Annotated in this window: 22 protein-coding genes; 11 read left to right on the top strand and 11 right to left on the bottom strand. The window is 65.1% G+C overall.

The genetic code is table 11. The annotated features are described in order from the left end of the window. The first annotated feature begins 567 nt into the window (after positions 1-567). The 10 genes from BM118_RS10365 to BM118_RS10325 all read left to right on the top strand — a co-directional run bounded on the left by BM118_RS10365 (position 568) and on the right by BM118_RS10325 (position 6,504). Positions 568-1,035, top strand: a complete 468-nt coding sequence (locus BM118_RS10365; protein WP_177234184.1) for a hypothetical protein — start codon at positions 568-570, stop codon at positions 1,033-1,035. 39 nt (positions 1,036-1,074) lie between these two features. Beyond that, a complete protein-coding gene (locus BM118_RS10360) occupies positions 1,075-1,335 on the top strand; it encodes a hypothetical protein (RefSeq protein ID WP_092184871.1) in 261 nt (86 codons plus the stop codon). A gap of 132 nt (positions 1,336-1,467) precedes the next feature. After that, positions 1,468-1,722, top strand: coding sequence for a hypothetical protein (locus tag BM118_RS10355; protein ID WP_177234183.1), 255 nt, complete (start codon positions 1,468-1,470; stop codon positions 1,720-1,722). Positions 1,723-1,746: 24 nt separating this feature from the next. Continuing rightward, positions 1,747-2,664 carry a 4-hydroxy-tetrahydrodipicolinate synthase gene (dapA, locus tag BM118_RS10350; protein WP_092184867.1) on the top strand — a complete coding sequence of 306 codons (918 nt, stop codon included), beginning with the start codon at positions 1,747-1,749 and terminating at the stop codon, positions 2,662-2,664. 27 nt (positions 2,665-2,691) lie between these two features. Continuing rightward, positions 2,692-3,084, top strand: a complete 393-nt coding sequence (locus BM118_RS10345; RefSeq protein ID WP_092184865.1) for a hypothetical protein — start codon at positions 2,692-2,694, stop codon at positions 3,082-3,084. Positions 3,085-3,196: 112 nt separating this feature from the next. Further along, positions 3,197-3,385 (top strand): hypothetical protein, encoded by a 189-nt coding sequence (locus tag BM118_RS10340; RefSeq protein ID WP_092184863.1) that lies wholly within the window; start codon positions 3,197-3,199, stop codon positions 3,383-3,385. Positions 3,386-3,402: 17 nt separating this feature from the next. Further along, a complete protein-coding gene (locus BM118_RS10335) occupies positions 3,403-3,801 on the top strand; it encodes a hypothetical protein (protein WP_092184861.1) in 399 nt (132 codons plus the stop codon). A gap of 90 nt (positions 3,802-3,891) precedes the next feature. After that, a complete protein-coding gene (locus tag BM118_RS42550; RefSeq protein WP_256374891.1) occupies positions 3,892-4,020 on the top strand; it encodes a hypothetical protein in 129 nt (42 codons plus the stop codon). Positions 4,021-4,260: 240 nt separating this feature from the next. After that, positions 4,261-4,896: a uracil phosphoribosyltransferase gene (gene upp / locus BM118_RS10330; protein WP_028174525.1), complete on the top strand. Its 636-nt coding sequence runs from the start codon at positions 4,261-4,263 to the stop codon at positions 4,894-4,896. Positions 4,897-4,929: 33 nt separating this feature from the next. Further along, entirely contained in the window at positions 4,930-6,504 is a 1,575-nt protein-coding gene (locus BM118_RS10325; RefSeq protein WP_092184858.1) for an AMP-binding protein, read from the top strand. Between the two features lie 7 nt (positions 6,505-6,511). On the opposite strand, the gene BM118_RS10320 is transcribed toward BM118_RS10325, so the two are convergent. The 11 genes from BM118_RS10320 to BM118_RS10270 all read right to left on the bottom strand — a co-directional run bounded on the left by BM118_RS10320 (position 6,512) and on the right by BM118_RS10270 (position 16,593). Continuing rightward, positions 6,512-7,423, bottom strand: a complete 912-nt coding sequence (locus BM118_RS10320; protein ID WP_177234182.1) for a flagellin — start codon at positions 7,421-7,423, stop codon at positions 6,512-6,514. Between the two features lie 14 nt (positions 7,424-7,437). Continuing rightward, positions 7,438-9,213: a flagellar hook-associated protein FlgK gene (gene flgK / locus BM118_RS10315; protein WP_092184856.1), complete on the bottom strand. Its 1,776-nt coding sequence runs from the start codon at positions 9,211-9,213 to the stop codon at positions 7,438-7,440. 18 nt (positions 9,214-9,231) lie between these two features. After that, on the bottom strand, positions 9,232-9,687 hold the full coding sequence (locus BM118_RS10310; RefSeq protein ID WP_441299752.1) for a flagellar protein FlgN: 456 nt from the start codon (positions 9,685-9,687) through the stop codon (positions 9,232-9,234). Between the two features lie 15 nt (positions 9,688-9,702). Continuing rightward, positions 9,703-9,963: a hypothetical protein gene (locus BM118_RS10305; RefSeq protein WP_092186124.1), complete on the bottom strand. Its 261-nt coding sequence runs from the start codon at positions 9,961-9,963 to the stop codon at positions 9,703-9,705. Positions 9,964-9,966: 3 nt separating this feature from the next. Further along, positions 9,967-11,232, bottom strand: a complete 1,266-nt coding sequence (gene flgE, locus BM118_RS10300; protein ID WP_092184852.1) for a flagellar hook protein FlgE — start codon at positions 11,230-11,232, stop codon at positions 9,967-9,969. A gap of 19 nt (positions 11,233-11,251) precedes the next feature. Next, positions 11,252-11,920 (bottom strand): flagellar hook assembly protein FlgD, encoded by a 669-nt coding sequence (locus tag BM118_RS10295; protein ID WP_092184850.1) that lies wholly within the window; start codon positions 11,918-11,920, stop codon positions 11,252-11,254. Positions 11,921-12,301: 381 nt separating this feature from the next. Continuing rightward, positions 12,302-12,574 carry a hypothetical protein gene (locus BM118_RS10290; protein WP_092184848.1) on the bottom strand — a complete coding sequence of 91 codons (273 nt, stop codon included), beginning with the start codon at positions 12,572-12,574 and terminating at the stop codon, positions 12,302-12,304. 165 nt (positions 12,575-12,739) lie between these two features. Next, complete coding sequence (locus BM118_RS10285; protein WP_177234181.1) at positions 12,740-13,168, bottom strand: flagellar export chaperone FliS; 429 nt, start codon at positions 13,166-13,168, stop codon at positions 12,740-12,742. Further along, the gene (gene fliD / locus BM118_RS10280; RefSeq protein ID WP_092184842.1) at positions 13,168-14,862 is read right to left on the bottom strand and encodes a flagellar filament capping protein FliD; all 1,695 of its coding nucleotides are present in this window, start codon (positions 14,860-14,862) and stop codon (positions 13,168-13,170) included. Before fliD ends, BM118_RS10285 begins: the two co-directional genes overlap by 1 nt. A gap of 64 nt (positions 14,863-14,926) precedes the next feature. Next, on the bottom strand, positions 14,927-15,751 hold the full coding sequence (locus BM118_RS10275; protein WP_092184841.1) for a flagellin: 825 nt from the start codon (positions 15,749-15,751) through the stop codon (positions 14,927-14,929). A 143-nt stretch (positions 15,752-15,894) separates the two neighbouring features. Continuing rightward, the gene (locus tag BM118_RS10270) at positions 15,895-16,593 is read right to left on the bottom strand and encodes an RNA polymerase sigma factor (RefSeq protein ID WP_092184839.1); all 699 of its coding nucleotides are present in this window, start codon (positions 16,591-16,593) and stop codon (positions 15,895-15,897) included. A gap of 513 nt (positions 16,594-17,106) precedes the next feature. On the opposite strand from BM118_RS10270, the gene BM118_RS10265 reads away from it, so the two are divergent. Then, positions 17,107-19,521, top strand: a complete 2,415-nt coding sequence (locus BM118_RS10265) for a hypothetical protein (RefSeq protein WP_092184837.1) — start codon at positions 17,107-17,109, stop codon at positions 19,519-19,521. Positions 19,522-19,562 lie beyond the last annotated feature (41 nt).

Here is a 19,562-nt window from a genome sequence, read left to right as displayed (position 1 = left end):
GAAGCCGAAGCCCAACGCCAGCATCAGAATGTCCATCATGGGAATTCTCCTCGTTGCGCCCTTGTGTCCGGCGCAACCGCTTCTCGGACCTCCGGCGGGCGCGGGCGGGGAAACACAACGGATTTCCGCGGCACCAGCCGGAACTTTTGACCGTGCTGAAGTGCCAGCACGGGCATAGGTTTTCGAGATGAGGGCTATGGCGACGTTATAGGAATCTCATAAAGGGCGAGGAGATTCCGATGACGCGACGCGCGCCAAGCGATTTTCGCCGTCGTCCCGGACAAGCGCGCCCAAAGCGCGCGCAGATCCGGGACACATAACCACAGGGAGGAGCTGTCGCGCGGGCAAGTGACCACGGATCTTCGCCAAACCTCTCCCTGTGGTTATGGGTCCCGGCCTTCGCCGGGACGACGGCGGAGGGTGCGTCACGCATTGCGTCCTCGCCCTCCCCGCACACTTATGAAATCCTTATATCTCCCGCCCCATCCTCATCTCGTTTTCAAATGCCGCTTTGGCCATCTTGGAGACGCCGGCCGACTGACCGACGCCAACTCCAGGAGGCCTGACATGACCGCCGCTCTCCGTCGCCTCGACCCACCTTCCCTCAGCCAGCGGCTTCGCGCGGCACCGGCGATGACACGGCCGCTGATGCGCGACGTCATCGATCACGCCTGCCGGCGCATCCCCTCCCTCGGCCAGAACGAACGCACCGCACGCGTCACGCGCCTGATCGACGCCGAGGCCTGGGCCGATGCGGCGCTGGCGCTGATCGAGCTCGAGCTGCCGCTATGGCAGGTCCGCCGCATCGCCTATGACGAGGGCGAGTGGCATTGTGCGCTCTCGCGCGAGCGCGAGCTGCCGGACTGGCTGGACGCTGCGGTCGAGGCACGCCACGCCGACCTTGCGCTCGCCTTGCTGTCGGCCTTCGTCGAGGTCCGGGCCTTGGCCACGGACGTGTCGCGGCCGAGCGTTCCCTCGGTTCGTCCCGTGCAGGACCCGCTTTACGAGCCGGTCGCCTGCGAGAATTTCGGCTAGAGCAGCCTGACGGGTTCAACCTTGTCGCAAGCTCCGGACATGCCGCATATCCTGAGCCCGGCGCGCGTGATTGCACGCTTCGCCGTCCGCGTCGTGCTGCTCGCCGCCTTTGCCGCATTCGGCAGCGTCGGTTTCGGCCGAAGCCTTGCCGCCCTCCTCGGGATGTCGATCATCCTGTGCGCGCTCGCCGGCCTCGTCAGGCGCGAAGCGCTGTTCGGCCCTGCCCTCAATCATTGGGACGAAGCTGTTGCCTTCGGTGTGCTGTTCGCGCTGGTCCACATTGCCAATGATGTGGCCTGAGCGGTCGGCTTTATGACCTTCCTATGAGATCGCCGCGCCCCCGCCCTCGAAATCATATTCGCGAGACAGGATATTGAGCCCGCAGGCAGGGACATGCATCCCGCGCCGGCGTCGTTCAGAAGGAATACACCCGTGAGACTCGTCGAACCTCCCTCGTGCAGCTCCACCTCAACCATCGTCCTCATCGGCCGCAACCACCGGGGACAATGGGTCGTGCAGGAGCAGAACGGCCTCTATGGCGGCCTGTTCGTCAGCCGTGCCCAGGCCGTCAAATATGCGCTGTTCGAGAACGGACAGCATCCGGAGACCATCGTCGAGCTGCCGCGCGAGATCGAGCTCGACATGGGCAAGAGCCCCAAGGCCAACATCGCGCAGCGCGCCGCCTGAGCCGGCGCCATCAGGCGAAGCACCATGTTCATACCTCCCTCAGCCTGGTTCACCGGCTTCATTCCGGACCTGCCGACACCGTTCGACGCGGCTGACGCCATCGATCTCAAGGCGTTCGCCGCGCTCTGCGAGCGCCAGATCGCGGCGGGTGTCCCGGCGATCGTTGTCTGCGAGACGGCGGGTGAGGCTCCGACGCTCTCGCCGGCCGAGCAGGAGCTCGTCATCCGCGCCGCGGTCGATGTCGCCCGCGGCCGCGTCCGGATCATCGCCGGCGCGCTGTCGAATTCCACCAGCCAGGTCATCGAACTTGCGCGGCGTGCAGAAGCGGCCGGCGCCGATGCCGTCATGGCGGTGGTGCCGGCCTACAACAAGCCGATGCAGGAGGGGATGCTCGCGCATTTCCGTGCGATCGCCGGCGGGATGGGCCTGCCCGTGATCCTGCACGATATTCCCTCCCGCACGCTGCGTCCGCTTGCCGATGAGACGCTGGTGCGTCTCGTCGAATCCCGCCAATTCGTCGGCCTGCGCGATGGAAGCTGCGACATCACCCGCCCGATGCGCCTGAGCCGGCTGCTCCCGGCCGGCTTTCGCCTGCTCTCCGGCGACGACGTCACCGCCTTCGGCTACATCGCGAGCGGCGGCGACGGCGCGATCTCCGAGATCGCCAACATCGCTCCGGATCTCTGCCGCACGATCTTCTCTCAGGTCAGGCAAGGCCGCCTGCAATCCGCACGCTACCTGCACAAGCGCCTGATCCCGCTCATCACCTGTCTGTCCAAGGACAGCCCGGCGGCGCTCAAGAATGCCCTGAGCGTGCTGGGTCTGATGTCGTCGGCCACAAGATTGCCGGTCGTGCCGCTGGATGCCGCGGCGCAGCGGGAGATGGTGCGAGCCTTCGCCGCGATCGCCGACGAGGAGCTGATCGACGGCGTCGGCGCCTAACGCCTCGCGCAGCGTTGCGGATATCGCATGCCACCATCAGCCGGCGACCATCACAGGCTGCTCTACGCCTGGCAGCTCGCAGTCCTGCGCTTTGCGGTGACACTGAGTGATTCCGACAGGCTCAATGTCGCGGCTCCCGCAACCGAGCTCGATCGTCTCGGCGGCCGTCGCAGCGGCGAGGACTCGCTGCACTTCTTCCGGCGAACCACCTCCAGGCTCTGCGCGGCCATCTGCGGCCAGCAACAAGACGCCGAGGCGACTTTGAACTGCTTCCGCAAGCAGATCGACCAACCGCGGCTGCGGCTCGCTTTTGCGGCTGCCGTCGGGCTCGCGCGTTCGAAGCCTGCCCGGTCCAAACCTCAACCGAAACGCAGCCTTGGCCTCTTCAGAGGACTGCCGGCACGACCGGCGTCTTTATGACATTCCTATGCGACGGCCTCGACGCTCATCTCGAAATCCTACCCAGCGGCGGCCATCATGGAAGCCAGATTGGAGCGGCCGCAGCGCCGCACCACAGACAAGGACTTCCAGGATGTCGATGCTGACACATAGCTTTGACCGGCCCTTTGATGGAGCCGAACGACTGCGGATCGCGAAGGCGCGCAAGACCCAGCTCAAGCGCATGGCGCTCCGTGCACTGGCCGTGCTCTCGATGGGCAGCGTGCTCACTGCGCTCATCGCACTGAGGACGGCAATCCATGTCTGGCATCTCCACGCCTGACCGGCGGAGCGGGCATCATGACTTTGCAGATGTGTGAGGAGGCCGCCATGGCCGCAATCGCCCTTCAAGCCGTCCATCGCCGACCGACATCGGCGGCCGGAAACGATTCTGCCACGGCGCTCAGGCCGCTCGATCCGGACGTCGTCAGCGCCTCGATTCCGGCTTTCTTCATCGGTCGCAACAAGGCCGGGCTCTGGGTCGCGCGCGAGGCACGCGGACGCGTCGGCGGCGTGTTCCTGTTCAAGAGCTCGGCGGTGGATTTCGCCGCCCGTCAGAGCGCGCCGGCGCGGTGCGCGCTGGTGTTTCCTGCCGAGACCTTCGAGCTCGACATCGAGAACCGCGGCAATCCCCTGATCGTGCTGGCGGGGGGAGCGAGGCAGCTTCTTGCGCGCGTGGCCACGAGGCGGCGGACATGATCGAGCTCAAGATCGCGATCCTGGTTGCGTTGATGGATGCATTGCTGCTCGGCATGCGCATCGGCGCCGCGCCCGCCCCGGACAAGTAGCGTGCAGCTCCTCAAGGGAAATCTCGAGCACGCGGTCACCACGACGATCCTGACCATGACGCTGAGCCTGGTGTGGGGCGCGATCCTGACGATCGTGATCACGCTCGTCGCGCGCGGGCTCGGCGTTTAGCCCTCACCTCGCCGCTTCCGCCTCGATCAAGCGTGCCAGTTCCACCGCCGTGACCTCGTGGTTGCGCCTGAGGCCATCGACGCCATGCGGACGGCGATCGAGCGCGAATTGACCATGGCTGCCTACCAGGCAAGCAGCCGTGCCCGCCAGGAGGTCGCGGTGCCGGCTTGAGGCCGCGTATCCTGCGGAAAATATCCGGCCGATCTGGCGCAATTTCACGGAACCGTGTAGAGCGGTTTCATGAGCACAAGCAGCGTCAACGTCGTCGCCCACCCTCTGGTCCAGCACAAGCTCTCCCTGATGCGGGAGAAGGACCGCTCGACCAAGAGCTTTCGCGAGATCCTGAACGAGATCGGGATGCTGCTCGGCTATGAGGTGACGCGCGACCTGCCGCTGGAGCTGGTCGAGATCGAGACGCCGATCGCATCGATGCGGGCGCCGAAGATCGCCGGCAAGAAGCTCACGCTGGCGCCGATCCTGCGCGCCGGCGTCGGCTTCCTCGACGGCATGCTGGCGCTGATGCCCTCGGCGCGCATCGCCCATATCGGGCTCTACCGCGACCCCGAAACATTGCAGGCCGTGGAATATTACTTCAAGGCGCCGCAGGACCTGTCCGACCGCACCGTGATCCTGATGGACCCGATGCTGGCGACCGGCAACTCGGCCTGCGCCGGCGCGTCCCTGCTCAAGAACCGCGGCGCCCGCGACATTCGCTTCGTCTGCCTCCTGGCCGCGCCCGAGGGCATCGCGCAGTTCCAGAGCGAACATCCCGACGTACCGATCTGGACCGCTGCAATCGACGAGCGCCTCAACGACCACGGCTACATCGTGCCGGGCCTGGGCGATGCCGGTGACCGAATGTTCGGCACCAAGTAGACAGTTTTGCGCGATCGGGTTACTCCGGGGCGCATGAGCCCCAACGAATTTTCCCTGCAATCGCTGACCCGGATCGAGACCTTCGCCGATCCCGCCTTCGTATTCGACGGCACGCCGGTCTCGCGCGCGGAATTCTCGGAGAAGATCGAGCAGACCGCAGCCTGGCTTGCGGCCCAGGGTATAAGCAAGGGCGATGTCGTCGCGGTCTGGCTGGTCAACCGGATCGAATGGGTCGTGCTGCTGTTTGCCGCCGCCCGCCTCGGCGCGATCGTCGCCGCCGTCAATACGCGCTACCGCAGCGCGGAGGTCGCCCATCTGCTCCGCGTGTCCGGCGCCAGGCTGATGGTGGTCGAGGCCGCGTTCCGCTCGATCGACTTTAGCGCCATCCTCGCCGATATCGCCAAGGACGAGGTGCCCGCGCTGCGACAGCTTGCGGTGGTCGGCGCGGACGCGATCCCGGCGCACTGGCCCTGTGTGCGGTTCGATGCGTTCGACAAGTCCTATCCGCCGGCCCCGCCCGCCCAGGATGATTTCGATCTGCCCGTGCTGCTCTACACCACGTCAGGCACGACCAAAGGGCCAAAGCTGGTCGCGCACTCGCAGCGAACGCTGGCCGCGCACGCCGCCTCCGTCGCCACGGCGCTCAAGCTCTCGCCGCAACGTCATGCGCTGCTGGCCATGCTGCCGTTCTGCGGCACCTTCGGCATGTCGAGCCTGCTCGGCTTCATCGCAGCGGGCGCGACCATCCATGTGCTCGACGCTTTCGAAGCCGCGCCGGCGCTGAATATCCTCGGCGGCCATGACATCACGCACGCCTTCGGCTCCGACGAGATGTTCCGCCGCATCCTCGCCCTCACCGACCTGGCCCGTCCCTTCCCCCGTGCCGAGGTGTTCGGCTTCGCCGCGTTCCAGCCCGGCTGGCGCGAGCTTGCCGCGGAGGCCGAAGCGCGCGGCATGCCGCTGCACGGCCTCTACGGTTCGAGCGAGGTGCAGGCCCTGTTCTCGATCGCCCGCGCCAGTGACGCCTTCACCGACCGGATCGAGGGCGGCGGCTGGCCGATGTCGCCGGCAGCCAAGGTCCGCGTGCGCGACACCGAGACCGGCGAACTCGCGGCCCCCGGCATCTCCGGCGAGATCGAGATCAGTGCGCCGTCACGCTTCCTCGGCTACTTCAACAATCCCGACGCGACGCGCGATGCGATCACCGCGGACGGCTTTTTCCGCACCGGCGATATCGGCCGGCTGCGCGGCGACGGCTCCTTCGTCTACGAGACCCGCGCGGGCGACGCCATGCGGCTCGGCGGCTTCCTTGTCGCGCCCGGCGAGATCGAGGACGAGCTCAAGTCGTGCACAGGTGTTGCCGATGCCCAGGTCGTCGCGGTCGATCTGAAGGGAAACGCCCGCTGCGTCGCCTTCGTGATCCCGGCAGGAGAGCCGCCGCAGCAGGAAGCGCTGATCGCGCGCCTGCGCGAGCGGCTTGCCGGCTACAAGGTCCCGGCGCGGATCTATGTCGTGGAGGCCTTCCCCGTCACCGACAGCGCCAACGGGGTCAAGATCCAGCGCGCCCGGCTTCGTGCCATCGCAATGGAACGCATCGCGGCCGAATGAGCCGACCCTATTTCAGATAGCTCGCAAGATTCATGCTGAGGATCTTGCCGAGCGCCGAATAGGACGCGGTAAGTTGCGACTCGTAGGTCGAGAGCTCCGCCGTAATGGCGGCGACGTCGACGCTGGTGAGGTCGCTCGACAGTGTCTCGGCATAGCTCTTGTAGTCGCTCTGGCGGGCGCTCGCCGTCTCGATCGAGGACGCTGCGCTGGAAAGCTTCGCCTGCACGGCCGCCGTGTCGTCGAGCGCCGTGCTGGCAAGATCGAGCGCGCTGGAGATGTCCGCGGACGACAGCGAGGTGCTGTTGGCCACGAATTTCAGCACACGCATCACCTCCTCGAACGCCGAATTGTCGGCGGTGACACCATAGGAGACGGTTTCACCGGCGCCGACGCGGACCGAGGCGATCTCGTCATCGCCCCCGTAGTAGCTGGTGTCCGCCGTGGTGAGGGACCCCGTCCCCGACGAAAAGCTCGTGAGATCGACCGGCGCCGTGTCCGTCTTGCCGCCGGCAAAGACATATTGGCCGTCATACTGCGTGTTCATGATCGACCCCATCTCCTCCAGCATCTGCTGGGCGGAGGTGATCACCGAGTTCGTCTCGGTCGAGCTTCCGGTCGAGGCGGCGCTGAGCTGGGAACGAAGTTGAGTGATGATGTCGGTCATCGAACCGACCGCCGAATACATCACCTGCACCTTGCTGTCGGCGAGCGTTGCGGCATCGATATAGGATTGCGCCCGCGTCACCGAGACCTGGAGGTTGACGACGTGCTGGGCGTCCGAGCCGTAGCCGCCGAGGTCGCTCGAGATGATGCCCGACGATTCCTGGACCTGTTTCTCGGCCATGACCGCCTGCACGCGCAGCGCGTCGGAGATCATCTTGCTCGACTGCGCGAAGGTCGCGACCCGCATCGCCACCATGCCCTATTGCCCTCCTAGGTCGACTGCACGGCGGAGAGCAGCGCCGAATACATCGAGTTGATGGCCTGGATCAGCGCGGAAGCTGCCGAATATTTGTTCTGGAGCGTGCTGAGCTTCGCCGATTCCTCGTCCAGGTTGACGCCAGACTGCGACGACAGCGAGTTCGCATAGGTCGACTGCGCGGTCTCCTTGGCGGTGTAGTTGGTGGAGGCCTGCGACGACTTGCTCGCGACATCGGACACGATGGCCGAGGCGTAATCGGCGAAGGAGCCGGTGGTGGCGGCGAGCCCGCCGGTGGAGGAAAATGTCCGGGACTCCGTCAAGGCATCGTAGAAAGCATTGACGACGGTGGCGGACCCCGACGACAACACCGTGCTGCCGACCGTCAGGCTCGACGAGGAGTCGAGTGTCGCGAGCTGAAGCTCATTGGTTCCGGACAATATCTTGCTGTTGACCGCGATATCCGACGCGCTCGTCCCCGTCACCAGATCGTTGAGACCGAAATACTCCGAAAACCCTTCCCCGGAGCTTCCCACCGAGCTCGTCATCTCGTTGATGGCGACGCCGTTGCCGGAGCCGGTCGCCGTGATCGAGAGATGGCCGTCCGAATCGACCGACGCGGAGAGTCCGGAGATGCCGTTGATCGCGGTGACGAGATCGCCCACCGTGGAATAGGACGAGAGGTCGAGATCACCGTAGGAGACCAGATTGCCACTCTGGTCGGTGGCGGCGATGCGCACCGTGCCGGTGGCGGAGAGCGCCGTGCTGCTGGTGACGCCAGTCGTGCCGGTCAGGCTCGTCGGCGCCGGCACCGAAGAGGCGCTGTTGGAGACGCTGTTCATCGCCGAGGCGAGCTGCTGTGCGAGCTGGTCGAGCTGGGACTGCGCCGCCGGCAGGGTCTTGTCGCGAAGCGTGACGAGCGCGCCGATGTCGCCGCCGGTAATCTGGGAGGTGATATCGACGCCGTTCACCGTGATCGCGCTGAAGCCGCTCGACAACGAGCCGGCGGTGTAGGTCGTCGACGCCGTCACGTTGGCCGCGGCGGTATAGCTGATCGTGTGCGCGGAACTGTCGACCAGCGCCTGGCCGGACGTGGTATAGATCTGGAGATCGCCGTTCGACGCCGTGAAATAGCTGATGTTCATCTTGGAGGCGACGTCCTGGAGCGCGGTGTTGCGCTGGTCCTCCAGATCCGCGGTCGATTGGCCGGCCGCCGCCGTCTGCTTGATCGCAGCGTTGAGATCCGCGATCTGCTCCAGATCCGCATTCACGTCGTCGATCGAGGACGAGATGTCCTGGTCGGCGTCGCTGCGGAGCTTCTGGATTCCGCTCGATGTCTCCCGCAACTGGCTCGCGACGTCGTCGAGCGCGCTGACGACGTTGGATTGCAGCGAGGCGCTGCTCTGCGTGCTCGCCAGCGACGAAAGCGCCGATTCCAGCGAGGCAATGCTGTTCGCGAGCGAGGTTCCCGTGGAGCTGCCATCGCTGCTGCTGGTCGTGCCGTAGAGCTTTTCAAGCGAGGTCAGATAGGTGTTGGTCGTATCGGCCGATCCGAGGTCGGAGGTCGCCCCGACCAGCGACTTCAACAGCAGCTTGTCGACCGTCGAGGTGATGCCGGTCACGGTGACGCCGGTGCCGACACCGTTGGTGACGCTGCTCGACTGGTTCGCGGTCTTCGCGGTATAGCCCGTCGTGTCGGCGTTCGAGATGTTCGACGACGTCACGCTGATCTGCACCGACGTGGCCGACAACCCGCTGAAGGCGATCGATCGTGCGATATTGAGTGACACGGCGGGACCCTCGAATCGTCAGGCGCTGCGGCTGGTGCCGCTGGAGACGGAGCGCGCGGCGACCCGGCCGGAGGCGCCATAGGGCGACACCGCCGCGATCTGCTCGCGGATCGCCTGCATGACGGCCTCGATCCGGCGATTGCTGGCTTCGATCGCCGCGCGCAGGCGCACCAGATTCTCGTCCATCGCCGCGCGCAGCTTCAGGATCCGCTCCATGAGCTGCTCGCGCAGGATCCGGTCCGGTACGTTCAGGCTGGTCGTGCCCGCCGCGCACTCGGCAACGGTCCGTTCGAACATCTCCGCCAGGCGGTTCTTCTCGTCGACCTGCTTCAGGCGCGAGGCCGGCAGGCCCTTGGCGAGTTCCGCATTCTCCTCGGCGACCAGCGCGGTCAGCGTGTCGATCAGCGCGATCAGCGACTTGATCCGCGTGTCGCCATTTGCGGCGCTCGTCCTCGTGGCTATGGCTACAGTCATGGTCATCGCCTTCTTCTAGTTATTCCGTTTGCCGCGGCTCGCCTGCGCGTTGCGCAGGTAAGTGGCGATCGCAGTCGTCCTGACGGTTGCCTGCCTCATTTCGCCCTCGACCTCCGCGCATTCCCGCAACAGGCCGAGGCGGGCCGTCTCGACGTCGTCGATCAGTGCGAGCAATTGCTTGCGGTCGCGGCCCTTGACGGTCGCGGCCCGCGCCACCAGCCGTCGCAGCCGACGCAGCAGCGCCTCTCCGACAGCCTCGGACCCCTCACCGCGCACCACTCACCTCATCGCCGAGATCAGGGTGTCGTACATCTTGTTGACGGTCGAGATGACCTGGGACGCCGCCGAATAGGCCTGTTGCGCCGAGATCATGCTCGAGAACTGGCTGGAAGTGTCGGTGGTCGAAGATTCCAGCTCGCTGCCGTAGATCGTGCCCGCGCCGTTCTCGCCGGAGGCCTGCAGCGCGGCGTTGCCCGACGTCACGGTCGCCGAATAGATCCCGTCGCTGGAGGCGGCGAGCCCGTTGGGATCGGCGAAGGTCGCCACCGCGATCTTGTAGATCGCGATGGTCTGACCGTTGGAATAGGTCGCATCGACCACGCCGTCGTCGCCGATCGAGATGCTGGACAGCTTGCCGTAGGACAAACCATCCGAGTCGATGCTGGTGACGTTGACCGACGGCGTGGTCTCGCCGGACGCGTATTGCGTCAGGCCGTCGGTCTTGCCGGCGGTGCCGAGATCCATGGTGATGGTGCTGTCGGCTGCGCCGTCGGTCCAGCCGGTGATCGAGACGGTCGCCGGGTCAGGACTGGTGCTGGCCAGCGAGCCGTCGCTGTTGAAGGTGATGTCGATCGTGCCTGAAGCCGTACCGGTCGCGGTCGTCGTGTCCGAGGCCGAGGTCGGGTTGGCGAAGCTCGCGCTCCAGGTGTTGGTGCCGGTCTTGGACCAGGTGATCTGCATCGAATTCGCGGCGCCAAGCGAATCGTAGACCGTCATCGAGCTGGTATAGGTGTCGCCGGTCGCGGCGTCCGACGGCAGATTGGCCGCGATCGTGGTCTTGGTGGTGGCGCTGCCGCTGGTCGAGGCGACCTGGGTGTTGATGGGCTCGAGATTGCTCGCCGATTCGTTGCCGACGACATTGCCGTCCGCGTCGGTGCGCCAGCCCTCGAGATAATAGCCGTTGTTCTGGAGATAGCCGGCATTGTCGGTGGTGAAGGCCCCGTTGCGGGTGTAGGCGGTGGTGCCGCCCGACTTGGCGTCGGTCACAACGAAGAAGCCTGAGCCCTGGATCGCGACGTCGGTGGCGTTGGAGGTCGCAGCCAGCAGGCCCTGCTGGGTGATGTTGGCGCGGCCCGAGATGGTGACGCCGCCCGAGGCGTAAGAGGTCGTGTTGCTCGACGCCGTCACCAGCGCGTCGAACATCCCGGACGTCGTCTTGTAGGCGGTCGTGTCGGAATTGGCGATGTTGTCGCTGATCATCGACAGGGACTGGCTCTGCGCACTGAGCGCCGAGATCGCCGAGGATAATGCACCGCTGAGACTCATGATGAAACTCCGGAAGAAATCAGGATGTGACGCCGATGATGTTGGCGGCGCTGACGGAAATGCCGTTCACGGTAAGCGAGGGTGTCGAGGTCGAGGTGTCGATGCCGGTCACCGTGCCGGTGACGGTCGTGTAGTTGAGGACCGAATTGCCGGTGGAATTCGTCGCGGTCACCGAGATCGTGTACTGGCCGCCGTCGGAGAGCTGGTTTCCGCTGGAGTCCTTGCCGTCCCAGGTGAAGCTGTTCGATCCGGCATTGCCGGTCCCGGTGCCGGTCCACACCGTGTTGCCCGAGGAGTCCTGAATGCTGATCGAGACGTCGGAGGCGGCCGAGGACAGCGAGTAGCCGAAGGTCGCCGAGCCGTTGCTCAGTGTCGAGGTGTCCGTCTTCGCCTCGACGGTGTGGCCGATGTAGTTCACGGAGTTCAGCGTCACGAGGCTGGAGAACGAGCTCGCAAGCGAATTGAGATTGGAGTTGATCGACTGCTGGGAGGTGAAATTCGCGTAGGAGGTGAGCTGATTGACGAGGTCGGTGGTCGAGGTCGCATCCAGCGGATTCTGGTTCTGGAGCTCGCTGACGAGCAGGCTCAGGAAGTCGCTGGATGTCAGCGTCGAATTGGACGACGTGCTCGACGACGACGATGTCGTCGTGGTCGCGGTCGACGCGGAACTCGTTGCGGAAACGGTCATCAGAAACTCCGGCTTTCCCGCGCCGCCGGCGACGCGATGTCGGTCGGCGGCGCTTGAAATCTGTGTGCTGATGAAACGGGTGGGCGCGCGGATTCAGGCGGCGATTCACGCGTGCGAAAACGGCTTTCGACACGGCAAAATCTGCCGTGTACGCGTGTCAGACGGGCGGTTAGCTCAAGCTGATTTGTAGCGGCGGTGGCGGCGCGCTCCCTCTCCCCGCTTGCGGGGAGAGGGTTGGGGAGAGGGGGAGTCTCCGCGAGGACAGCGACAGTCGGACGCGCGGAGAGTCCCCCTCACCCGGATTGCATCTTCGACGCAATCCGACCTCTCCCCGCAAGCGGGGCGAGGTGAAGAGAGCGACGATGCCAGATGAAGAGCCCTTCAGCTCTCCGCCGTCTCGCCTTCCGTGCGCGGCTCGGCGGGGTCGCCTTTCATTTTCGCAGCAGCGGCGGCGATGCGGTCGGCGAGGCCTTTGGGGGCGCGGACCGGGGGCGCGGCGAGCGCCTGGCGCAAGGCGCGCGCCTCTTCCAGCAGGGCTTGCGCAGCCGACGAGTGCGCCAGCAGCTCTTCGGCGGGCACGCGCCGATCGTCGGGCCAGAGGGAGAGATCCTCGCCCAGCCGGTCGATCAGTTCCTCAAACTCGGTGACGTCCATCGCCCGCCGGTCCTGCCTCGGTCAGGCCGTCATAAAGCATTGCGAGCGAGGCGGAAACCGGATTTCAGCGGCTTCGGGCGCCAAAAGCGCCCGCAGCGCTACGGAAATCGGCCAAGACAACGACCCCGCAACGCCCCTCCCCGCAATGCGAAGGAACAGGCCGCTTCAGCCCGTGCGGGCCGAATCGGCCGGCCCGGCCTTGCCGCTCCGCAACGTGGCATCGACGGACTCCCAGGCCTCCCGCAGTTCGGTCAGCCCGGCGATGATCCGCCGAAAACTCTCGCGGGCATGCGGCCGGCCGTAAGCCTTGAGGCTCGCCAGGATCAAAGCGTTGTAGGTCTGGAACATCTGTTCCGCCACCGCCCCGCCCTTGGCGAAATCGAGATTGTGGCTCAGCCCGCGCAGAATCGCGGTCGCCTTCATCAGGTGCTCGTGCCCCTCCTCGAAGCGCCGTCCCTCCTGGGCGTTCAGCGACTTCTGGAGGAAGGTGATCGTGCCGCCAAGCAGCATCGCGACCGCCTTGAGCGGCGGCACACGCGTTGCCGTTCCCCGATAGGCCTGGTTGGCCATGTACGCCATCGGATTGTTCATCATCAATCACTCGAGCTGGAATTGAGCAGGGCCTTGAGATAGTCGAGCGTGCTGTTGGCGCTCTCGATCGCCGCCTGGTATTTCGCGTATTGCGTCTCGAGCTGCGACTGCAGCGTCGACGCCGCGCTGTTGATGTCGTCGACCTTCTGCTGGAGCTCGTCGTCGCGGGTCGTCAGACTGGTAATCTGCGTTTGCAGCGCGCCGGTCGACGACGAATAGTCCTTCGCGATCTGATAGAGCTGCGTTGCAATGCCCGTGGTCGACGTCACCGTGATCGACTGCGAGGTCGAGCCGCTATAGGTGAAGGCCATGCCGGCATAGATCGAGCCGGAAGCGCCGATGATCGTGGTGCCGCTGATCGTGAACAGCGACGAGTCGCCGCCGACCGACGCCGAGGTGAGGTTGCCGTCGGAATCGACCGCCAGATCCAGGGTGAAGGATTGCGGCGACGTTCCGGTATTGACGACGCTGAGCTGGCTCGACGACGTCGTGGTCTGCGCCGACAACAGCTTGGTGACGCCGCTCAGATTCGTGCTCAGGATATCCGACAGCGTGCTGGTATCCAGCTCGAGTTCATTGCTTTCGTTGAAGGACAGGCCGAGATCGGCCATGGTCATGTCGCCCTCGGTCGTGTTCAGGGCATTCTGAAGCGCATCCATGATATTGCGCATGGTCCCGTCGCCGAACAGCACCGCGCTCGAGTCCGCGGTGCCGTCGGTCGTGGTCGCCTGCTGGGCGATCACCTCGTCGCGGAAAGCGTTGTAGTTGGTGACGAACGTCTCCAGCGTCGATTCGATCTGGCTGGTGTCGGTCTCGATGCTGATGTTCAGCGTCGCTCCGTCCGGCGTCTCCTGGAGCAGGCTGAAGGTGACCCCGCTCAGGACGTCCGAGATGTCGTTGGTATCGCGGGTCATCGCGATGCCGTCGAGCGTGAACTCGGCGGCCTGCGCCTCCTGGAGCACGTCGGTGAAACTCCCCGAACTGTCGGTCACACCGAGCTCGTTCAGGATATCGTCGCCGGACGTGCTCGAATAAGTGATGTCGGCGGCATCCTCCGTGCCCGTCAGCACCATCTGGAACGAAGTGCTGGAGACCTGCACGATCGAGGCCTGGACGTTGGTCGTCGAGGTCTGGGCATTGATGGCATCGACGACGTCCTGAAGCGACATCGTGCTGGTGATGGTGATATCGGACGTGGTGCCGCCCTCCAGACCGATCGAGAACGTGCCGGAATATCCGAGTTCGTCGGTCTGGCTCGATTGCGAGGTGCCGGAAACCTTTTGCGCGGCGGCCAGCTGACTGATCGTCAGCGTGTGATCACCGGTCGCGGCCCCGCTCTTGAGCGTCATGGAGAGCGCCGACGAGGCGCTCACGTCGCCGGTGGAACTGATGCTCGCCGCACGCGTCGCAAATGCGCTGGTGGACAGCGAGTTGACCACCGCGGTCGAAAGCGACGCCAGCCCCGAATACAGCGTCTTCAGATCGCTCTGCAGCGTTTGATACGCCGAGATCTTGGCCTCATTGTTCGTAATCGTGGTCGAGATCGTGTCCGCCTGCGCGGTCTTCGCGTCGACGGCCGATTGGATCAGCGCCGTCCAGTCGATGCTGCTCGAATTGGTGGTTCCACTCGTCGTGACCGACACGCCCGAGGAGCTCGTCGTGCTTGTGCTGCTGGTGCTCGAACTGACGCTGGTCACTTTGCTCGGCCGTCCCTGACAGAGAGGGCCGGGCCGGCATCATGCCGGCCCGGTCGGTTGATCATCAGCCCAGGAGCTTGAGCAGGTACTGCGGCATCTGGTTGGCGGCGGCCAGCGCCGACACGGCGGCCTGGGTCTTCACCTCGGCCGAAGACAGCTTGGACTGCTCGGCCGCGATATCCACGTCCTTGATCGCGGAGTTTGCCGACTGGAGATTCTGCGTCTGGGTCGAGATCGAATCCGACGAGAAGTTGAACCGCGATTCCTGGGCGCCGATCGAGGCGCGCGCGGCGGAGACCGTGTCGATCGCGGTATCGAGGGCGTCGAGCGCCGATGTCGCACCGGACTGGGTGCTGACGTCGAGCGAGGTGACGGCGAGCGAGGACGCCGTCAGGCTGGTCAGCGTGATGGTGATCGTGTCGGAGCCGTCCGAGCCGACCAGCACGGACACGCCGGACGAGAACACGCTGGATCCGTCGAGCAGGCTCTGGCTGGAGTAGCGGGTGCCGGTCGCGATCGAGTCGATTTCGGAGTTGAGCTGCGAGAATTCCGACTGGATATAGGCGCGGCTGGAGTCGGTCGTGGTGCCCGAAGCGGATTCGGAGGCCAGCGACTTCATGCGCGCGAGAATGTCGGAGATGTTCGAGGCGCCGCCGTCGGCGGTCTGGAGGATCGCGGTGGCCTGCGAGGCGTTGGTCGCGGCCTGCTGGAGCGTGGTGACGTCCGAGGAGATGCGCGTCGAGATCGCAAGACCCGCGGCGTCGTCGGATGCCGAGGTGATGCGCGAGCCGCTCGACAGCTTCGAGAGCGAGCTGCTCTCCTGCGCGGAGTTGATGTTGAGATAGCGGACCGCGGCGTTGGCGGCGCTATTGGTATTGATTGCAGGCATTGGAAGCTCCTGTGCTGATGGGCAAGCGTGCCGCATCGTGGAAATCGACTTACGACGACGCGGACCGCAGCCCCGTCCGTTCGCTCAAACGGCGGAGCGCAGGCAGATCAGGCGCGAAAATTTTCGTGAGGCGATTTTTATGGTTAGCAGTCGGTAAACGCGGTGCGGATGTCGCGCTCGTGCTTGCGCAGGAGCTGGCGAAGCTGCTGGCGGCCGCGCTTGAGCAGCGATTCCACCGCGGCCACCGTGGTGTCCATCACCTGGGCGATCTCGCCGTTGCTCATGTTCTCGTGGTACGAGAGGATCACCGCGATGCGCTGCTGCTCGGGCAGGCGCTGCATCGCGAGCTCCAGCATGCCGTTCAGCTCGTTGCGCTCGATGATTTCGACGGCGCCGGGCTGACCGTCGGCGACTTCCGGCACCGTCTCGACATTCTCGTTGCGCGGCTTGCGGCGCAGGTCGATGCAGCGGTTGGAGATGACGCGATAGAGCCAGGTCGAGAATTTGGCGCGGCCGTGCTGCCAGCGCCCGCGATGGCTCCAGATCTTGAGCATGGTGTCCTGCACCACGTCCTCGGCGTCCGCGGCGTTGCCGACGATGCGCAGCGCGATCGCGTAGGCGCGATCGATGTGACGCTCGACCAGCATGCGGAACGCGACTTCGTCGCCGGTCGCGAGCCTGTCCAGGAGCTCGCTGTCCTCGTCGAAGACGACATCGACGGTATCAGGGGTGCTGTCCGGCGCGAGCGGCACCGACGGCATCACCGGCACGATCGCATCGACCGGCGCCGTCGTCGTGATCTCGGCCTCGGCGGGAGCCCAGACATCAGCAGCATAACTCATCCCGCAACCTCCAACCCGCAATGCCGGCGGCGCACATGCCACACGGCTTCCAGGCGTTGAACGCGGGGCGAAAACAATCCAGGCGGAGAATTTTTGTTATTTTTCAAGATGTTAGCCGGTATCTTTTGCCGAGTGTCGGGCAATAATTGCCGACTGCGCGCAACCCGCGCACGTCCAGCCTGCAATCATCACATCGTCTCGCGCCATGACGGATCATCCATCCCGAACAGATGTCGTTGAGAGAAAACGCTGACATTACGCGGCACTAGGTGATCAAACGCGACACGCGCGCAGCGCATCACGAAGCGATTGTTTCAGAGTGTGAACGAACGCGAGACGGCTTCCGCACTCGGCAATTTTTTCCGAATCACCTTTTTCGAACCTAGCGATTTTTTTGAATCTGTCAGTCGCAACGAGTGCGATTTTGAATCGCGCATGAACTTTTTTCGTCGTTGGGGCGCCTGACCTCGCGCGTGCGCACGTTAATCGTTCTGATTGGCGGGGAATCTTGGCATGACGATCGCAACGGCCGGCGCAGAGCGCCGCGCGAAAATTGTTTCTGCTTGGTCGTTCGATGTTTTCGATACATTTCTGCTTCGGGCCTGCACGACGCCAGATGGTGTATTTGAAAGGACTTACGAGCTATCTGGCATTTCAAGAACTTGTCCGAATGTTTCTGCGAGTTTCGTTCAGCATCGCATTCAGGCCGAAGCGCGAGCGCGCAGGACCGCGAAGGACAAGCGCGGCACGAGCGAAGTTCACATCGACGAGGTCTATTCCTATTTTCCGTTCAACCTGTTCGGTCTCACGCGCCGCGATCTGAGCCTCCTGGTCGAATCAGAGTTCGCCGCGGAGATCGAGCTCTGCCGCGCCAATCCAGACATGTTTCGGCAATATCTGGACATGAACCGCGCCGGCCACCGCGTCGGATTCATCTCCGACACCTATTGGGATTCCGACCGGCTGGCACGACTGCTGCGGGCCTGCCGCCCCGGACTGACCTGGGACTTTCTCTACGCCTCCTGCGACCACGGCAGCGGCAAGAGCGAGGCGCTGTTCGCAAAATACCTCGCTAACGAGGGCATCGATCCCAGCGCCTCCTTTCACGTCGGCGACAACGACAGGGCCGACATCAAGGGTGCCAAGCGCCACGGCATTCGCCCACGTTACTATCCGCAGGCCACGGCCCAGCTCGCATCGAAGTTTCAGCGCGAGACCGCGCTGTTCGAGCTGCTGTGCCACGGCGCGCCGTCGCGGCTCGACCACGGCGCGCGCACCTTGCGGCGCGTGGTCGCCGCGCGCAGCGCCGAGAGGTCACCGGCCTTCCACCTGGGTGTCACGGTGCTCGGGCCGGTGCTGTCGGCATTCGACGCCTTCGTCGCAAGGCGGTGCGAAGAGGTCGCAGGTCCCGGCAGGAAGGTTGCTCTCGGCTTCCTCGGCCGCGACGGCTTCCTGTCGCACCGGATCTGGCAGGACCTGCACGGCATGTCGGCGGCCTATGTCGAGATCAACCGCCGCGTCAGCCTGATCGCCTCGGCCGACACGATCCAGCCGCTCGTCGATCTCCTCAGCAAGGTCTTCAAGATCGACGCACCGACCTTCCGCGACATGGTGAAGATCATGCCGCCGAAGGTCGCGGCGTTCTTTGCCGGCTGTCGCGGCGGTATCGCCTCCGGTGAAGAGCTCGCAGAAGCGCTTCCCGGACTGATGGATCCGGCTGAAATCGTCGCGCTCGCCGCAGGCCTGCGGGCCCGGCTGCTCGTCTATCTCCGCCACGCCATCCCCGGCTTCGACGACTGTACCGACCTCGTGCTCGCCGATCTCGGCTATTCCGGCAGCGTGCAGAAGGCGTTGCGCCGAATCTTCGACCTGGAAGGCATCGATATCCGCCTCCATGGCGCCTATCTGATGTCGCTCGACGACGCCTTCGACGATCTCGCCGAGCAGGACAGCGCCAACGGTTTTGTCTCCGACCTCGTCGTCACGCCGCACGTCAAGCGCATGCTGATCCGCAACGTGGCATTGCTGGAGCAGGCCTGCTGCTCCGCCGATGGCTCGGTTCGCGATTACGACGGCCGCGCGGTGCTGCGCGAGGTCAATCCACGCCCCGCGGAGCAAATGGCGCTCGCCGCGGAGATCCAGGCCGGCGCGCTTGCCTTCGCGCAGAGCGCGGGCGACGTCGCGCGCGACCATGGCCTCGATCCCTATGCTGCGCCCGACGTCGCGGCGCGCTGGTGTGCCGCGACGCTGGCGCGGCTGCTGCTGCTGCCCGACGATGACGAGCTGGCACTGCTCGGCACGTTGAAGCACGACGTCAATCTCGGTACCCACGCGCTCGCGCCGCTGCGCGACGAACGGTTCGTGCGCGACCAGATCACCGCCCGCGGCCTCTCTGCCGCCTGCACCGCGGCCGCACCGCCGATGTGGCTCGCCGGCAGCTTTGCCGGCCTGTCACCCTCCTACGGCTATCTCTATGTGCTGTTCGGCGCCAACCGCCTGCCTGCCGACGTCTTTGAGGAACGGCCCTGCGGCCCGGTTCAGGTCGGCCTGTTCCGCGCGGGTGGCGATGCGGCGCTGGAGAGCGTGACCGTCCATCGCACCGGGCTCGGCGAGCTGCGCCTGCGCATTCCCCTGTCGCGCACCATGGCTATCGCCATGATCGCGCTGCCGCTGGCGAAATTCGCGCCCGAGGGCCTGCTTCACGGCGTCACCGTGCAGCAGGGGGACGACGTACGCGATGCCGCCGAGAGCCAGGACGTCGTCGGGATCGCGGCCAAAAGCCTGGTCTATGCGGGGATACAGCAGAGCGGCGATCACTATCGCGCCGAGAGCGAGGACGGCTGCCTGCTGATTCCGGTCGCTCCCATCACGCAGGAGATCGCGGTCTACTCCGTCGCAATCACGCCGCTCGGCTCCGGCCGCAAATAGTGCGCCTGATCGCGCCGCTCGGGACGTTGAAGTCCAGGGGC

Source organism: Bradyrhizobium sp. cf659 (assembly GCF_900113725.1).
Lineage (GTDB): Bacteria > Pseudomonadota > Alphaproteobacteria > Rhizobiales > Xanthobacteraceae > Bradyrhizobium.
This window is presented reverse-complemented; position numbering and strand designations above follow the sequence as displayed.

Coding starts and splice junctions, on each gene's coding strand:
- BM118_RS10365 (WP_177234184.1), top strand. CDS start 568: ATGACCGCCGCTCTCCGTCGCCTCGACCCACCTTCCCTCAGCCAGCGG.
- BM118_RS10360 (WP_092184871.1), top strand. CDS start 1,075: ATGCCGCATATCCTGAGCCCGGCGCGCGTGATTGCACGCTTCGCCGTC.
- dapA (WP_092184867.1), top strand. CDS start 1,747: ATGTTCATACCTCCCTCAGCCTGGTTCACCGGCTTCATTCCGGACCTG.
- BM118_RS10345 (WP_092184865.1), top strand. CDS start 2,692: ATGCCACCATCAGCCGGCGACCATCACAGGCTGCTCTACGCCTGGCAG.
- BM118_RS10340 (WP_092184863.1), top strand. CDS start 3,197: ATGTCGATGCTGACACATAGCTTTGACCGGCCCTTTGATGGAGCCGAA.
- BM118_RS10335 (WP_092184861.1), top strand. CDS start 3,403: ATGACTTTGCAGATGTGTGAGGAGGCCGCCATGGCCGCAATCGCCCTT.
- upp (WP_028174525.1), top strand. CDS start 4,261: ATGAGCACAAGCAGCGTCAACGTCGTCGCCCACCCTCTGGTCCAGCAC.
- BM118_RS10325 (WP_092184858.1), top strand. CDS start 4,930: ATGAGCCCCAACGAATTTTCCCTGCAATCGCTGACCCGGATCGAGACC.
- BM118_RS10320 (WP_177234182.1), bottom strand. CDS start 7,423: ATGGTGGCGATGCGGGTCGCGACCTTCGCGCAGTCGAGCAAGATGATC.
- BM118_RS10310 (WP_441299752.1), bottom strand. CDS start 9,687: ATGACTGTAGCCATAGCCACGAGGACGAGCGCCGCAAATGGCGACACG.
- flgE (WP_092184852.1), bottom strand. CDS start 11,232: ATGAGTCTCAGCGGTGCATTATCCTCGGCGATCTCGGCGCTCAGTGCG.
- BM118_RS10295 (WP_092184850.1), bottom strand. CDS start 11,920: ATGACCGTTTCCGCAACGAGTTCCGCGTCGACCGCGACCACGACGACA.
- BM118_RS10290 (WP_092184848.1), bottom strand. CDS start 12,574: ATGGACGTCACCGAGTTTGAGGAACTGATCGACCGGCTGGGCGAGGAT.
- BM118_RS10285 (WP_177234181.1), bottom strand. CDS start 13,168: ATGATGAACAATCCGATGGCGTACATGGCCAACCAGGCCTATCGGGGA.
- BM118_RS10275 (WP_092184841.1), bottom strand. CDS start 15,751: ATGCCTGCAATCAATACCAATAGCGCCGCCAACGCCGCGGTCCGCTAT.
- BM118_RS10270 (WP_092184839.1), bottom strand. CDS start 16,593: ATGAGTTATGCTGCTGATGTCTGGGCTCCCGCCGAGGCCGAGATCACG.
- BM118_RS10265 (WP_092184837.1), top strand. CDS start 17,107: ATGACGATCGCAACGGCCGGCGCAGAGCGCCGCGCGAAAATTGTTTCT.